The organism is Salipiger sp. (assembly GCF_059781815.1).
On sequence record NZ_JBYNAH010000127.1, the window covers coordinates 1 to 14,384 of the forward strand.

At 69.3% G+C, this 14,384-nt stretch carries 14 protein-coding genes; 7 read left to right on the forward strand and 7 right to left on the reverse strand.

What is annotated here, in order from left to right:
* From AC6RA4_RS15110 to AC6RA4_RS15120, 3 genes are all read right to left on the reverse strand, one after another.
* The coding region (locus AC6RA4_RS15110) for an XdhC family protein (RefSeq protein ID WP_500161665.1) at nt 1–355 on the reverse strand (355 nt) is incomplete at its 3' end.
* A 75-nt stretch (nt 356–430) separates the two neighbouring features.
* Complete coding sequence (locus tag AC6RA4_RS15115; RefSeq protein ID WP_500161667.1) at nt 431–1,624, reverse strand: DegT/DnrJ/EryC1/StrS family aminotransferase; 1,194 nt, start codon at nt 1,622–1,624, stop codon at nt 431–433.
* Between the two features lie 47 nt (nt 1,625–1,671).
* On the reverse strand, nt 1,672–2,541 hold the full coding sequence (locus AC6RA4_RS15120; protein WP_500161669.1) for a LysR family transcriptional regulator: 870 nt from the start codon (nt 2,539–2,541) through the stop codon (nt 1,672–1,674).
* A gap of 105 nt (nt 2,542–2,646) precedes the next feature.
* Here AC6RA4_RS15120 and AC6RA4_RS15125 point away from each other — a divergent pair, with 105 nt between their 5' ends.
* Complete coding sequence (locus tag AC6RA4_RS15125; protein WP_500161671.1) at nt 2,647–2,847, forward strand: hypothetical protein; 201 nt, start codon at nt 2,647–2,649, stop codon at nt 2,845–2,847.
* Here the strand turns inward: AC6RA4_RS15125 and AC6RA4_RS15130 are convergent.
* Complete coding sequence (locus AC6RA4_RS15130; RefSeq protein WP_500161673.1) at nt 2,837–3,511, reverse strand: HAD-IA family hydrolase; 675 nt, start codon at nt 3,509–3,511, stop codon at nt 2,837–2,839. The genes AC6RA4_RS15125 and AC6RA4_RS15130 overlap by 11 nt on opposite strands.
* Nucleotides 3,512–3,622: 111 nt before the next feature.
* Between AC6RA4_RS15130 and glmU the strand changes: the two genes are divergently transcribed.
* The 4 genes from glmU (at nt 3,623) to AC6RA4_RS15150 (ending at nt 8,031) form a co-directional block, all read left to right on the forward strand.
* The gene (gene glmU, locus AC6RA4_RS15135) at nt 3,623–4,972 is read left to right on the forward strand and encodes a bifunctional UDP-N-acetylglucosamine diphosphorylase/glucosamine-1-phosphate N-acetyltransferase GlmU (RefSeq protein WP_500161675.1); all 1,350 of its coding nucleotides are present in this window, start codon (nt 3,623–3,625) and stop codon (nt 4,970–4,972) included.
* 5 nt (nt 4,973–4,977) lie between these two features.
* Nucleotides 4,978–6,795: a glutamine--fructose-6-phosphate transaminase (isomerizing) gene (gene glmS / locus AC6RA4_RS15140; protein ID WP_500161677.1), complete on the forward strand. Its 1,818-nt coding sequence runs from the start codon at nt 4,978–4,980 to the stop codon at nt 6,793–6,795.
* A gap of 79 nt (nt 6,796–6,874) precedes the next feature.
* Nucleotides 6,875–7,426: a pyridoxamine 5'-phosphate oxidase family protein gene (locus AC6RA4_RS15145; RefSeq protein WP_500161679.1), complete on the forward strand. Its 552-nt coding sequence runs from the start codon at nt 6,875–6,877 to the stop codon at nt 7,424–7,426.
* Nucleotides 7,423–8,031: a DNA alkylation repair protein gene (locus AC6RA4_RS15150; protein ID WP_500161681.1), complete on the forward strand. Its 609-nt coding sequence runs from the start codon at nt 7,423–7,425 to the stop codon at nt 8,029–8,031. The genes AC6RA4_RS15145 and AC6RA4_RS15150 overlap by 4 nt, the downstream gene beginning before the upstream one ends.
* Before the next feature lie 3 nt (nt 8,032–8,034).
* On the opposite strand, the gene AC6RA4_RS15155 is transcribed toward AC6RA4_RS15150, so the two are convergent.
* Nucleotides 8,035–9,141: an acetoin utilization protein AcuC gene (locus AC6RA4_RS15155; RefSeq protein ID WP_500161682.1), complete on the reverse strand. Its 1,107-nt coding sequence runs from the start codon at nt 9,139–9,141 to the stop codon at nt 8,035–8,037.
* Nucleotides 9,142–9,231: 90 nt separating this feature from the next.
* Between AC6RA4_RS15155 and AC6RA4_RS15160 the strand changes: the two genes are divergently transcribed.
* On the forward strand, nt 9,232–10,311 hold the full coding sequence (locus tag AC6RA4_RS15160) for an AbrB family transcriptional regulator (RefSeq protein WP_500161684.1): 1,080 nt from the start codon (nt 9,232–9,234) through the stop codon (nt 10,309–10,311).
* Nucleotides 10,312–10,341: 30 nt separating this feature from the next.
* On the opposite strand, the gene AC6RA4_RS15165 is transcribed toward AC6RA4_RS15160, so the two are convergent.
* Both AC6RA4_RS15165 and AC6RA4_RS15170 read right to left on the reverse strand, forming a co-directional pair.
* Nucleotides 10,342–12,162: an ABC-F family ATP-binding cassette domain-containing protein gene (locus tag AC6RA4_RS15165; protein ID WP_500161686.1), complete on the reverse strand. Its 1,821-nt coding sequence runs from the start codon at nt 12,160–12,162 to the stop codon at nt 10,342–10,344.
* Between the two features lie 255 nt (nt 12,163–12,417).
* Nucleotides 12,418–13,473 carry an anhydro-N-acetylmuramic acid kinase gene (locus AC6RA4_RS15170; RefSeq protein WP_500161690.1) on the reverse strand — a complete coding sequence of 352 codons (1,056 nt, stop codon included), beginning with the start codon at nt 13,471–13,473 and terminating at the stop codon, nt 12,418–12,420.
* 97 nt (nt 13,474–13,570) lie between these two features.
* Between AC6RA4_RS15170 and tyrS the strand changes: the two genes are divergently transcribed.
* Nucleotides 13,571–14,384 (forward strand): tyrosine--tRNA ligase (gene tyrS / locus AC6RA4_RS15175; protein WP_500161688.1); only part of this gene is annotated, 814 nt, incomplete at its 3' end.

Below are 14,384 nucleotides of genomic sequence, written 5' to 3' on the forward strand. Positions count from 1 at the left end.
CGCAGAGCTCGGCCAGCAGCGCCTCGGGCAGCGCGCGGCCCACCGGCTCGACCAGCACCCGGATTGTGCCGCCGCAGGCCAGCCCCACGGCAAAGGCATCGCCATCGGAGACGCCGAATTCCAGCTCGCGCGCCGCGCCCTCCTCGAGCGCCTCAAGCGCCTCGACGATCACCGCGCCCTCGACGCAGCCGCCCGAGACCGAGCCCTCGATCTCGCCCGCCCCCGAGATCGCCAGCTGCGCGCCGACGCGCCGCGGCGCCGAGCCCCAGGTCTCGATCACCGTGGCGAGCACGGCGCCCCTGCCCTCGCGGTGCCAGGCCAGCGCGGTTTCCGGAATGCTGTCGGTCTGGGTCATCGGTTTGTCTCCCCCGTTTGCAGTCTGGCACGGGGCGGCGCGCGCCGCCCTCCTCCAAAGGTCTGATGCCGCCTCTCAGCCCTGCTGATGCACCGCCGAGACCTCGACGCGGATGATGCGGGCGATCTGGGCGCAATCCTCAAGGCTGAAGGTCAGCGGCAGGCGCATGTCGAGCAGCCCCGCCAGCACCCGGTCGGTGCGCGGCATGGGCGCGCTTTCGGCGTAGCGCCAGCTGTCGTAGCGCGAGGTGAAGGCCACCGGCTCGGCGCCGCCGAACCACTTGAGCTCGACCCCGCGCGCGGCGCAGCGGCGCAGCACCTCCTGCACCGCCTCCGCCGCCCAGTCGAGCAGCAGCATCTGGATCGAGGAGCCGACATAGCGCTCGGGCTCGGGGCGGTCGATCAGGGTCAGCCCCGGCAGCTCGCGCAAGCCGTCCTCGACCGTGCGGTAGCGCGCGTTCCAGCGCGCCACCTGCGCTTCCAGATCGCGCAGCTGCGGGCGCAGGATGGCGGCGCGCAGGTTGTCCATGCGGCCCGAGACGTTGGGCGTGTGGTATTTCACCCGCTCGAAGACCTCCGGGTCCGGGGCTGCGAGGTGGCGCTCGTAGAGCATGTAGGAGCCCGAGAGGATCACCGCGCGGGCGGCGATCTCTTCATCTTCGGTGACGAGGAAGCCGCCCTCGCCGGAATTCACATGCTTGTAGGTCTGGGTCGAGTAGCAGCCCACCGCGCCGTGGCGGCCAGAGGGCACGCCGTTCCACGCCGCCCCCATGGTGTGGGCGCAATCCTCGATCACCGTCACGCCGGCCGCATCGCAAAGCGCCATCAGGCGGTCCATGTCGCAGAGGTGCCCGCGCATGTGGCTGAGCATCAGAACGCGGGCCTGCCCGAGCTTGGCGGCGAGATCGTCGAGATCGATGACCAGATCCTCGGTGACGCCGACAAAGACCGGTGTCGCGCCGACCGAGGCGATGGCGCCGGGGACCGGCGCGAGGGTGAAGGCATTGGTCAGAACGCTGTCGCCGGGCTGGACGCCCACAGCGCGCAGCGCGCAGCCGAGCGCGTAGCCGCCGGAGGCCACGGCGAGCGCGTAGCGGGCGCCGGTGAGCTGCGCCACCTCCTGCTCGAGCAAAGCGGTTTCCGAGAGCTCGCCGGGCGCGGTGTTGTAGCGGTGCAGGCGGCCGTGGCGGAGCACCGCGAGCGCGGCCTCGATGCCATCCTCGGGGATCGGCTCCTGCTGGGTGAAACTTCCGGTAAAGCGCTCTGTCATGCGCCTTTTCTGCGCCCCGCCGGGCGCCACGTCAATCACCCCGCGGCTCAAGATTTTTCGGGCGAAACATCTTCCACCCCAAGGCCGCGCCGGTCGGGGGCGCAAAGCAGCGCGTAGAGCGCATCGAGGGCGGCGCGCACCGGCGGGTCGTGGCGGGCCTCGTGATGCGAGACCAGCCATTCATCGTGGCTCAGCGCCGCGATCGGATCGGAAACCCGCACCAGCCCCGGCTCCACGTCGCCGGCAAAGCACGGCATCACCACCCGCGCCACGCCGCCGAGCGCCAGGTCGAGCGCGAGGCGCGCGTCCGAGGCGTGGGTGGTGATCTCGTCGGGGCGGGTCTCGCGCAGCCAGCGCTCCGAGGGCGTGGTCGCGGCGCCCGGCGGCAAGGTGACATAGCCCTGCACCTGCGCGTCGCGCGCATAGACCGCGTAGTCGAGCCGCACGGTGCGGCGCCCGGCCAGCCAGGGCTGCTCGGGGCGGCGATTGCGGATGCCGATATCGGCGGCGCGGCGGGCAATGTCGAGATCGGCGTTGGAGGCGGCGAACTCCGGCACCCATGGCGCGCCGGGTGCCCAGACCCGGGCCAGCCCCCGCCCGAGATAGCGCGAGGTCCAGAGCCCGGCGGTGATCCGCACCCGCACCGCGCCATCGCGCGCCTGCCAGCGCGCCAGCCGTGCCGCCTGCCCACGCAGCCCGCGCATCTCATCGGCCAGCTGGCGCCCCTCGGCGGTCAGCCCGTAGCGCTGCGCGCCGCGCAAGAACAGGCGCAGCCCCATCTGGCGCTCGAACTCCGCCATCCGGCGGCTCAGCGTCGGCTGGCTCGCCCCGGTGATCGCGGCGGCGCCGGCCAGCGTCCCGGCCTCGGCGATGGCGAGGAACAGCATCACGTCATCGAGGCTGGGCGCGTCTTTCATTTCTGAAACTCACCTTCGGGACATCGCGGCTGAACGGGGCTCCCGTCACCCGGTATCGTTGGGAGCAGGACAGGCACGTCTTTCATTATCAGAAGGAGAGCCGCAATGCAGGTTCTATTGCTCCCGCTGCGCCAGAGCGCAGACAGGCCGAGCGCCTACGCGCTCGAAAAGCAGGCAGCGCTGGCCGAACTGGCGGCGCTGAAACGCGCGAGACGCCGTGTGAAAGCGCTGATACTCCTGAAAACGCTGCGCCGCCTTGCCACGCCCCCGCAGCTGTCACGGCGCGTCGGAAAGCTCAGCCGATAAGCCGCGAGACCTCGCCCGCCAGCTCGTCGAAATGGCCGATAAGGCCCTCCGGGGCAAGATCGCGCACCAACTCGCCATCGGGGCCGAAGGTCACGAGAATGCAGGGCACCCCCGCCGCGGCGGCGGTCTTGCGGTCGGTCTCGGTGTCGCCGATCAGGCAGCTCCGATCCACATCGCCGCCGAGCCGCGCCACGACCTCGGTGTAGGGCCGCGGGTCGGGCTTGCGCACCGGCAGCGTGTCGGCGCCGATCAGCGCTCCGAACATGTCACGCACCCCCAGCCGCTGCAGCAGCGTCTCGGCCAGCCCCTCGGGCTTGTTGGTGCAGATCCCCACCCGCCAGCCATCGGTGCGCAGCCCCTCGACCGCCTCGACCGCGCCCGGGTAGAGCTGCGTGTGAATGTCGATCGCCGCGCCATAGGCGGCAAGCAGCTGCGGGTACCAGCGCTCCACCACCTCCGCCTCGTAGGCGCCCGCCCGCTCAAGCCCCAGCTTCAGCATCGCCCGCGCACCGCGAAACGCGGTATGCGCATCACCCACCGGGTCGAGACGCGCGACCGAGCCCGCATCGAAACCCATCTCGGAGAAACACCAGTTGGCGGCGGCGATCAGGTCGCCGCTTGTGTCGGCCAGCGTGCCGTCGAGATCGAAGATGACCGTGCGCATGGGAACCCCTCCGGTTGTCACATCACGACATTCATCGTGATGGATGCGATCTTGCTCCTGCCCCATGAGCCGATAGAACGGGAGACAACAGAACACAAACGGGAAACCGGCATGAGCATCGCCCTGATCATCCTTGCTGCGGGCAAGGGCACCCGCATGGAGTCCGACCTGCCCAAGGTGCTGCACCGCATCGCCCACGCGCCGATGCTGTGGCACGCCATGCGCGCCGGACAGAGCCTCGAGCCCGAGCGCAGCATCGTCGTGGCCGGCCACGAGGCCGAGCAGGTGGCCGCCTCGGCGCAGGAATTCGACCCCGAGGCGCGGGTGGTGATCCAGTCCGAGCAGCTCGGCACCGCCCACGCGGTGCGGCAGGCCGGACCGGAGCTCGAGGGCTTCGACGGCGACGCCATCGTGCTCTACGGCGACACCCCCTTCATCAGCCAGGAGACCCTCGAGGAGATGGCCCGCGCCCGCGCCGAGCACGACGTGGTGGTGCTGGGCTTCGAGGCCGCCGATCCGGGCCGCTACGGCCGGCTGGTGACCGAGGGCGACGCCCTGATCCGGATCGTCGAGTTCAAGGACGCGACAGATGAAGAGCGCGCCATAAGCCTCTGCAATTCCGGCGTTGTTGCCGCCGATGCTACGGTGCTGCAAAGCCTGCTTGCGGAGGTGAAGAACGACAACGCCGCCGGCGAGTACTACCTCCCCGACATCGTCGAGATCGCCCGCGCCCGCGGCCTTTCCGCCGGCGTCGTGCATTGCGCCGAGGCCGAGACGCTGGGAGTGAACTCCCGCGCCGAGCTCGCCGGTGCCGAGGTGGCCTTCCAGCAGGCGATCCGCGCCCGGCTGATGGCCGACGGCGTCACCCTCCAGGCCCCCGAGACCTGCTGGTTCGCCTGGGACACGGTGATCGGCCGCGATGCCGAGATCGAGCCCAACGTGATCTTCGGCCCCGGCGTCACCATCGAGAGCGGCGCCCGCATCCGCGCCTTCAGCCATCTCGAGGGCTGCCACGTCAGCCGTGGCGCCATCGTCGGCCCCTTCGCACGGCTGCGCCCCGGCGCCGAGCTGGCCGAGCACACCCATGTGGGCAATTTCGTCGAGATCAAGAACGCCTATCTCGGTGAGGGCGCCAAGGCCAACCACCTGACCTATCTTGGCGATGCCGATATCGGCGAGGGCAGCAATATCGGCGCCGGCACTATCACCTGCAATTATGACGGCGTGTTCAAGCACCGCACCACCATCGGGCGCAACGCCTTCATCGGCTCCGACACCATGCTGGTCGCGCCCGTCACCATCGGCGATGGCGCGATGACCGGCTCGGGCTCGGTCATCACCGACGATGTCGCCCCCGGCGCGCTGGCGCTGGGGCGGGCCAAGCAGGTCGAGAAACCGGGCTTCGCAACCCGGCTCTTCGACATGCTGAAGGCCAAGAAAGCAAAACAGAACAAGGGGTAACGGGCATGTGTGGAATCGTCGGAGTGCTGGGCACGCACGAGGTCTCTCCGATCCTCGTAGAAGCCCTGAGGCGGCTCGAATATCGCGGCTATGACAGCGCTGGCATCGCCACCGTCAACGAGGGCAAGCTCGACCGCCGCCGCGCGGTGGGCAAGCTGGTCAATCTCAGCGACCGGCTGGTGCACGAGCCGCTGCCCGGCAAGGCCGGCATCGGCCACACCCGCTGGGCGACCCATGGCGAGCCCAACGAGAAGAACGCCCACCCGCACAAATCCGGCCCCGTCGCGGTCGTGCATAACGGCATCATCGAGAATTTCCGCGAGCTGCGCGCCGCGCTGGCTGCCGAGGGCCGCCATCCCGAGACCGACACCGACACCGAAACCGTGTCGATGCTGGTCTGCCACTATCTCGAGCAGGGCAAGACCCCGGTCGAGGCCGCCCGCGCCACGCTGGGCCGGCTCGAGGGCGCGTTTGCGCTGGCCTTCCTGTTCGACGGCGAGGAAGACCTGATGATCGCCGCCCGCAAGGGCTCCCCATTGGCCATCGGCCATGGCGAGGGCGAGATGTTCATCGGCTCGGATGCCATCGCGCTTGCGCCGATGACCGACACAATCACCTATCTCGAGGAAGGCGACTGGGCGGTGATCACCCGCGAGGGCGCCGAGATCCGCGACATGGACAACCGTCTCGTGAACCGCGAGGCGCGCAAGATCCGCATGGATGCCGCCCGCGTCGACAAGGCCGGCTACAAGCACTTCATGGCCAAGGAGATCGCCGAGCAGCCGACGGTTCTGGCCGACGCGCTGACCGCCTATCTCGATGGCGACGAGATCGACATCCCCGGCGCGACGCTGGATTTCGCCAAGATCGACCGGCTGGTCATGGTCGCCTGCGGCACCGCCTACTACGCCTGCCTGACGGCGAAATACTGGTTCGAAAAGCTCGCCCGCCTGCCCGTCGAGGTCGATGTCGCCTCCGAGTTCCGCTATCGCGAGCCGCCGGTTGTCCCCGGCACGGTGGCGCTTTTCGTCAGCCAGTCGGGCGAGACCGCCGACACGCTGGCGGCGCTGCGCTACTGCAAGGAGAAGGCCGACCGGATCGTTTCCGTGGTCAATGTCGAGACCAGCTCGATCGCCCGCGAGAGCGATCTGGCGCTGCCGATCCATGCCGGGGTCGAGATCGGCGTGGCCTCGACCAAGGCCTTCACCTGCCAGCTCAACGTGCTGCTCCTGCTGGCCATCAAGGCGGCCTGCGAGCGCGGCCATATGAGCGCCGAGGACAAGACCCAGCTGCTGGCGCAGCTGCGCGCGCTGCCGGGGCTGTTCAACGCCGCGCTCGACCGTGACGATACCATGGAAGCCGCGGCCCAGAAGATCGCCGAGGCCCGCGACGTGCTCTTCCTCGGCCGTGGCCTGATGTACCCGATCGCCTACGAGGGCGCACTGAAGCTCAAGGAAATCAGCTACATCCACGCCGAAGCTTACGCGTCGGGCGAGCTCAAGCACGGCCCCATCGCGCTGATCGACAAGACCGTGCCGGTGATCGTCATGGCGCCGCATGACGATCTCTTCGACAAGACCGTGTCGAACATGCAGGAGGTCATGGCGCGGGGTGGCAAGATCTGCCTCGTCACCGATGCGCGCGGCGCGGCGGAGGCCGGTGAGGGTGTGTGGCAGGTCATCACCCTGCCGGCGGTCGACGACCGCCTCGCGCCGCTGCTCTACGCCCTGCCGGCGCAGCTGCTGGCCTATCACGCGGCGGTCGCCAAGGGCACCGACGTGGACCAGCCGCGCAACCTCGCGAAATCGGTGACGGTGGAGTAAGCGCCGCACCCTGCCGGTTTCGCTGGCACCCCGCTGCCGGAGGCGTACGCTGCGCCCCGGCAGACCGGAGGGCTCTCTCATGGCAAAACGATTCGAGGCGCTCGGCGCCGACCACATCGCCTTCATCGAGGCGCAGCACATGTTCTTCACCGGATCGGCGGCGGCCACCGGGCGGGTCAACATCAGCCCCAAGGGGATGGACACGCTGCGGGTGCTGGGGCCGGACCGCATCGCCTTCCTGAACCTCACCGGGTCGGGCAACGAGACCGCGGGCCACCTGCTCGACACGCCCCGCCTGACGCTGATGTGGTGCGGCTTTGAGAAGCGCCCGCTGATCCTGCGCACTTACGGCAGCGCGCGGATGATCCAGCACAGCGATCCCGATTGGAGCGCCATGCTCGAGCTCTTCCCCGAGCTCCCCGGCGCGCGGCAGATCTGCGACGTGAGGATCGACATGGTGCAAAGCTCCTGCGGCTACGCGGTGCCGTTCATGGATTATGCCGGCGAGCGCGACACGCTCCGCCACTGGGCCGAGGACAAGGGCTATGACGGGCTGCGCGCCTACTGGGCCGAGAAGAACGCCGAGACCCTCGACGGTCGCCCCACCGGAATAGAGGCCGACGCCACATGACGCTTGAGGACGCCCTCGCCGAGATCGAGAGCCATGCAGAGGCGGGCCGCGCCGAGGGCATGCGCGCCTATCACAAGATCGACCGCCCATATCTGGGCGTGCCCAACCCGGCGCTCAACGAGATCACCCGCGGCTGGCGCCAGACCCTGCCGGTCGAGGCGCGCGTGGCGCTGGCGCGCATCCGCCCCGATGACGCGGCGTGGCGGCTGATCTGCGACTGGGTGCCCCAGTTCGACAGCTGGGCCATCGCCGATCACGCCTGCATGGCCGGGCAACGCCGCCTCACCGCCGATCCATCGCGCATCGAGACCGTGGAGCGCTGGACCGAAAGCCCGCATATGTGGACCCGCCGTGCGGCGCTGGTCATCACCCTGCCCTGGGCCAAGATGAACTTTCCCTCCGAGGCGGATCTGGCGATCCGTGACCGGGTGCTGGGCTGGGCCGCGAATTATGCCGGCGACCGCGACTGGTTCATCCAGAAGGCGGTGGGCTGGTGGATCCGCGATCTCTCGAAGCACGATGTCCCCCGCGCCAAGGCCTTCCTCGAGGCCCATGGCGACAGGCTCAAGACCTTTGCCCGGCGCGAGGCGGAGAAATACCTCTGAGGCTCAGAGCCTGCGCCGTAAATGAGCCACCCCCACGCGGACCTCATCTCGAATCGGCCCCTCACGCGGCGCATCGCGCAGGGTGGTGAGCAGCTCCGGCCCCGGCCGCCCCTTGCGCGACCATGTGAGCCCGGCGAGCAGCTCTTGCGCCTCCGGCGTAAGCTCATCGGGCAACTCCTGCCCCGAGAGCGTCGCCCAGACCCCGGCCCAGCAGCGCGCCACGCTCCACGGGTTGTAGCCTCCACCGCCCGAGGTGATGAGCTTCGGCGCCAGCTCGTAAAGCGCCCGCACGGCGCGGACATGGCTATTGTTCGACAGCTCCAGCCGCGACAACGGGTCTTCGGTCAGCGCATCCGCGCCGCATTGCAGGAACACCGCGTCGGGCCGGAAGCTCTCGACCGCCGGCAGGATCATCTCGTCCAGAACATAGACAAACTCGGTGTCGTTGAAGCCGCGCGGCACCGGCAGGTTGAAGGCCGCGCCGCCGGCCTCGTCGGCCAGCGCCCCGGTGAAGGGCCAGCGCCGGTCCTCGTGCACCGAGATCACCCGCACGTTCTCGGTGCCGTGGAAGGCGAACTCCACCCCGTCGCCGTGATGGGCGTCGATATCGACATAGACCACCCGACGCGCTCCCAGCCGCTGCAGGTGCAGGATGGTCAGCACCGGCTCGTTGAGAAAGCAGAACCCCGCCGCCTGCCCGGCCAGCGCGTGATGGGTGCCGCCGCCGGCATTGTGCACCGCCCGCACCGCGCCCGACATCACCATCTCCGCCGCCAGAAGCCCGCCGCCCACCGCCGTGGCGGGGCGGCGGTACATCTCGGGAAAGACCGGGTTCGACAGCGTGCCGAGCCCATAGCGCGCGCGGGTCTCGTCGCTCACCGCGCCGGCCTCCTCCGCCGTCTGCAGCGCAGCGATGTAATCGGGCGTGTGGAAGGCCGTCAGCGCCTCTGGCTTGGCCCGCGGGCTGGTGCGGTAGAGCGCGCGCGGCAACAGGCCCAGAGAGGCCGCCAGATCGGTGGCGGCGGGCACCCGCTCGATGGAGAGCGGGTGACGGGTGCCGTATTTCGAACCACGGTAGATCTCGGAGCCGATGAAGAGCGCGCGCTGCATGGGCCGAGATCTAGGACGGATCGACGCCGGCGAAAAGCGCAAGCCCCGCCTCGCGTTGCAACTTCCTCGCGATCGGGGTTAGGTCGCGCCATGCTTGGCACCACCCTTACCCTCCGCATGATCGCTCTCACCGCCGCGCTGCTGGCGCTCGGCGGGCTTGGCGGCCTGCTGGCGCAAATACTGCGCCTGCCGATGCCCTTCATGCTGGGCAGCCTTGCCAGCGCGGCGCTGGCGGTGGCGCTGTTCCAGGACGGGCTCCTGCGCGACTACCGCTTCCCGATGCGCTTTCGCACCGGTTTCATCGGGCTGATCGGGGTGATGATCGGCACGCAGGTGCAGCCCGACCTGCTGCGCGAGGCCGGCGACCTGATCCTGACGCTCTCAGCGCTGGCGGTCTTCGTGGTGCTGGCGCATTTCGGCAATTACCTGATCTTCCGCCGGCTCGGCGGCTACACCAAGGCCACCGCCTATTTCGCCGGCATGCCCGGCGGGCTGATGGAGAGCCTGGTGATGGGCGAGCGCTCGGGCGCCGAGCTGCCGGTGCTCACCGCTCAGCAATTCCTGCGCATCATCATCGTCATCACCTGCGTGCCGCTGGCGCTGTCGCTCTGGCTCGGCCACCCGGTGGGCAGCGCCGCGGGCCTCACCCCGAGCGCCCCCGAGCCGGTCACGCCGCTGGCGCTGCTGTTCATCGTGATCGCCGCCGCCGCCGGGCTCGGCATCGCGCGCGTCATCCGCCTGCCCGCCGGCCAGATCACCGGGCCGATGCTGCTCACCGGCGCGGTGACGCTCACCGGCGCGGTCGATCTGCACCTGCCGTTCTGGCTGATCGCGGTGGCGCAGGTGGTGGTGGGCTGCTCGCTGGGGCTGCGGTTCTCCGGCATGACCGGCGCCATGCTGCGGCGCTGCGCCGGGCTGAGCGTGATCTCGGTGCTGTGGATGCTGATCCTCGGCGCGGGCTTCGCCGCCGGGCTCAGCCTCGCCACCGGCCTGCCTTTCCTGCAGCTCATGGTTTCCTACGCGCCCGGCGGGGTCACCGAGATGTCGGTGATCGCGCTGAGCCTCGCCGCCAACCCGGCGCTGGTCAGCCTGCACCACGTGGTGCGGATCCTGTTCACCGTGCTGTTCATGAGCCTCGCCGAGCGCCGCTTCGACCTGAGCAAGGACTGAGTCCCGAGCCCGCGCCCCGAGGCGCGCGGATCAGCCCGCGGCCTCGGCCTTTTCCTCGAGCATGAGCCATTCCTCTTCCGCCGCCGAGAGCTTGTCCTGCCGCTCGGTCAGCGCCTCGGTGGCCTTGCGGAACTTCACCGGCTCGCGGGTGAAGAGCTCAGGATCGGCGAGCAGCTGCTCGAGCTTGCCGATCTCGGCCTCGAGCCGCGCGATCACACCCGGCAGCTCTTCGAGCCGGTGCTTCTCGGTGAAGCTCAGCCCCGCCTGCTGCGGCTTGGGCTTCGGCGCCTCGCGCGCCTCCCTCGCGGGCTTCGCGGCCTTCTCGGCGGGCGCGGGGGCCGTCTCGGCGCGCTGCGCGCGGTAATCGCTCCAGCCGCCGGCATAGACGACGGCCTGCCCGCCGCCCTCCATCGCCACGGTGGTGGTGGCGATGCGGTCGAGGAAATCGCGGTCGTGGCTGACGATCAGCACGGTGCCGTCATACTCGCCCAAGAGATCCTGCAGCAGGTCCAGCGTCTCGACATCGAGATCGTTGGTCGGCTCGTCCATCACCAGCAGGTTCGATTCCTTCGCCATCAGCTTGGCGAGCAGCAGCCGCGCCTTCTCGCCGCCCGAGAGCGAGCCGACCTTGGCCCGCGCTTGGCGCTCGTCGAAGAGGAACTCCTTGAGATAGCCCACCACGTGCTTGGGCTGGCCGCGCACCAGCACCTGGTCGGCCTTGCCCGAGACCCGCATCTCCTTGTCGCCGGTCAGGCTCTCCCAGAGGCTCATCTCGGGATCGAGCTGCGAGCGGGTCTGGTCGAAAAGCGCGATCTCGAGATTGGTGCCGAGCTTGACGCGACCCGCATCGGGCTCGATCTCGCCAGTCAGCATGCGGATCAGCGTGGTCTTGCCGGTGCCGTTGGGCCCGACGAAGGCGACCCGGTCGCCGCGCTGCACGGTGAGCGAAAAATTCTTCACGATGGTCTTGTCGCCGAAGGTCTTGCTGAGCCCGTCGGCCTCGATCACCTTCTTGCCCGAGACCGGCGCCGAGGCCAGCTCCATCGCGGCGGTGCCTTGACGGCGGATCATGCTGGAGCGCTCCTGGCGCAACGCCTTGAGCGCCCGCACCCGGCCTTGGTTGCGGGTGCGCCGGGCCGAGATGCCCTCGACCGCCCACTTGGCCTCGGCCTTGATCTTGCGGTCGAGCTTGTGACGGGCCTCGTCCTCCTCGGCCCAGATCTTGTCGCGCCAGTCCTCGAAGGCCTTGAAGCCCTGCTCCTGCCGCCGCACCGCGCCGCGGTCGATCCACAGGGTGGCGCGGGTCAGCTCCTCGAGGAAGCGGCGGTCGTGGCTGATCAGGACAAAGGCCTTGCGGGTGCGCTTGAGCTCCGACTCGAGCCACTGGATGGCGGCGATGTCGAGGTGGTTGGTCGGCTCGTCCAGCAGCATCACGTCGGGATCCTGCGCCATCAGCCGCGCCAGCGCGGCGCGCCGCCGCTCGCCGCCCGAGGCGGTGGCCACCGGGCGCTCGGGGTCGAAGCCGAGCCCCTCGCCCGCGGCCTCCACAAGATACATCTCCGCCGGGCCGAGCCCCTGCGCGGCGTAGTCGCCTAGGGTCTCGAAGCCGGAAAGATCCGGCTCCTGCTCCATGTAGCCCACCGAGCTGCCGGCGGGCACCACGCGGGCGCCTGTGTCGGGCTCGACGAGGCCCGCCATGACTTTCATGAGCGTGGACTTGCCCGAGCCGTTGCGGCCCACGAGCGCGACCCGGTCGCCGGGCTGCACGATGAGCGAGAGATTTGCGAAGACGGGCTCGCCCCCGAAGGTCAGCGAGATGTCGGAGAGCTGGAGAAGCGGTGCCTGTGCCATGGCCCCCGCGCTATTTTGCGCCGCGTGCCGCGTCAAGGGGGCATGCGCCCGCGCTTGCCACGACCGCGGCGCCCGTGGCGGAGGCGGAAGGGGGCGCTGCCCCCTCTTGGCCCTCGGCCAATTCACCCCCGAGGTATTTTTGAACCAAAGAAGCCATGAGCGCAGCGCCCCTGTCTTCTCTTCGTCAAAAATACTCCCGCCGGAGGCAGGCCGGACCGCGCCGCGAGCGCTGTGTCCCAAGGTCCGTGCCGCGTTTCACACCCGGCTGATGCGACCTCCGCTGACCGGGGCCGCAACGGCGGTGGTGCCCGGCGCCGAGGTCGGCAGACCGCGCGCCACGCGCACCGCGAGATAGGCGAAGGCCTGTGCTTCCAGCATGTCGCCGTCCAGCCCCACCGCCTCGACCGGCTCGACCGGGCAGTCGATCCCCGCCGCCAGCATCTTCATCATCACCGGGTTGTGGCGCCCGCCCCCCGTCACCAGGAGCCGCTCCGGCGCGCGCGGGCAGTGCTCGAGCCCAAGCATCACCGCGGTCGCCGCCATTGCCGTCATCGTCGCGGCCGCATCCGCATCGCCAAGCTCTCGCACGAGATCGAGCATCAGTGAGAAATCGTCGCGGTCCAGAGACTTGGGCGGCATCTTGCGGAAATAGGCCTCGTCAAGGAAGAGCTCGAGTGCGCCGTCCACCACCTCGCCCTGCGCCGCCAGCCCGCCGTCGCGGTCGCAGTCCCAGCCAAGGCGCTCGGCCACCAGATCGTTGAGCGGCGCATTGGCCGGCCCGGTATCGAACGCCAGCAGCGCCCCCGGCATCTCGGGCCCAGAACGGGTGGGATCGACCCATGTCAGGTTGCCGACGCCGCCGAGATTGAGAAAGGCCACCGGCGCGGTCGCGCCGATCCGCTGCGCGCAGGCGAAGTGGAAGAACGGCGCCAGCGGCGCGCCCTCGCCGCCAAGCGCCACGTCCGCCGAGCGGAAATCCCACACCACGTCGCGCCCCAGCGCCTCGGCCAACGCATCGCCATCGCCGAGCTGGTGCGTCCCCCGCCCGCGCGGCTCATGTGCCAGCGTCTGGCCGTGAAACCCCACCAGTTCCGCCTGCGGAAACTCCGCCAGCAGCTCGGCATGGGCGCGCTGCACCACCTCGCCCGCCGCCGCCAGATCCTCGCCCGGCCAGCGCCCCAACGCGGCGCGCAGCACGGCGCGCTCTTCGGCTGAATACGCGCGGTAGCCGGTCTTTCCGAAGGACAGGATCTGCCGTCCGTCCGTCTGCACCAGGGCCGCGTCGACCCCGTCGAGCGATGTCCCCGACATCGCCCCAAGCGCCCAGACCGGCGCCGCCTTCAACTTGTCCTTCAACTCTGCTCGCCCCGCCCTTATAGGAACACGCGGACTATAAGAGGGAAGCCCCATGACCTACCATCCCAAATCGGACTTCATGCGCGTCATGATCGAGCGCGGCTTTCTTGCCGACTGCACCGATTACCAGGGCCTCGACGAGGCGCTGACCAAGGGCGTGGTGCCGGGCTATATCGGCTTCGACGCGACCGCGAAGTCGCTGCATGTGGGCTCGCTGATCCAGATCATGATGCTGCGCTGGCTGCAGAAGACCGGCCACCAGCCGATCACCCTGATGGGCGGCGGCACCACCAAGGTGGGCGACCCCTCTTTCCGCGCCGACGAGCGCCCGCTTCTGACGCCCGAGCAGATCGACGACAACATCGCCGGCATCAAGCAGGTCTTCGCGAAATACCTCGATTACGACCGCGCCGAGGCCCCTGCCCTGATGCTCAACAACGCCGAGTGGCTCGACGGGCTTAACTACCTCGAGTTCCTGCGCGACATCGGCCGGCATTTCTCGGTCAACCGGATGCTGTCGTTTGAGTCTGTCAAATCCCGCCTCGACCGCGAGCAGTCGCTGAGCTTCCTCGAGTTCAACTACATGATCCTGCAGGCCTATGACTTCCTCGAGCTCAACCGGCGCTACGGCTGCCTGGTGCAGTTCGGCGGCAGCGACCAGTGGGGCAACATCGTCAACGGCATTGACCTGACGCGCCGGGTGATCGACAAGCAGATCTTCGGCCTGACCTCGCCGCTGCTGACCACCTCGGACGGCAAGAAGATGGGCAAGACCGCGGAAGGCGCGATCTGGCTCAACGCCGACATGCGCTCGCCCTACGAGTTCTGGCAGTTCTGGCGCAACACCACCGATGCCGATGTGGGCC

Bases quoted from the DNA above. Each gene is read 5' to 3' on its own strand.
- AC6RA4_RS15115 (WP_500161667.1), bottom strand. From the start codon at position 1,624: ATGACAGAGCGCTTTACCGGAAGTTTCACCCAGCAGGAGCCGATCCCC.
- AC6RA4_RS15120 (WP_500161669.1), bottom strand. From the start codon at position 2,541: ATGAAAGACGCGCCCAGCCTCGATGACGTGATGCTGTTCCTCGCCATC.
- AC6RA4_RS15125 (WP_500161671.1), top strand. From the start codon at position 2,647: ATGCAGGTTCTATTGCTCCCGCTGCGCCAGAGCGCAGACAGGCCGAGC.
- AC6RA4_RS15130 (WP_500161673.1), bottom strand. From the start codon at position 3,511: ATGCGCACGGTCATCTTCGATCTCGACGGCACGCTGGCCGACACAAGC.
- glmU (WP_500161675.1), top strand. From the start codon at position 3,623: ATGAGCATCGCCCTGATCATCCTTGCTGCGGGCAAGGGCACCCGCATG.
- glmS (WP_500161677.1), top strand. From the start codon at position 4,978: ATGTGTGGAATCGTCGGAGTGCTGGGCACGCACGAGGTCTCTCCGATC.
- AC6RA4_RS15145 (WP_500161679.1), top strand. From the start codon at position 6,875: ATGGCAAAACGATTCGAGGCGCTCGGCGCCGACCACATCGCCTTCATC.
- AC6RA4_RS15150 (WP_500161681.1), top strand. From the start codon at position 7,423: ATGACGCTTGAGGACGCCCTCGCCGAGATCGAGAGCCATGCAGAGGCG.
- AC6RA4_RS15155 (WP_500161682.1), bottom strand. From the start codon at position 9,141: ATGCAGCGCGCGCTCTTCATCGGCTCCGAGATCTACCGTGGTTCGAAA.
- AC6RA4_RS15160 (WP_500161684.1), top strand. From the start codon at position 9,232: ATGCTTGGCACCACCCTTACCCTCCGCATGATCGCTCTCACCGCCGCG.
- AC6RA4_RS15165 (WP_500161686.1), bottom strand. From the start codon at position 12,162: ATGGCACAGGCACCGCTTCTCCAGCTCTCCGACATCTCGCTGACCTTC.
- AC6RA4_RS15170 (WP_500161690.1), bottom strand. From the start codon at position 13,473: ATGTCGGGGACATCGCTCGACGGGGTCGACGCGGCCCTGGTGCAGACG.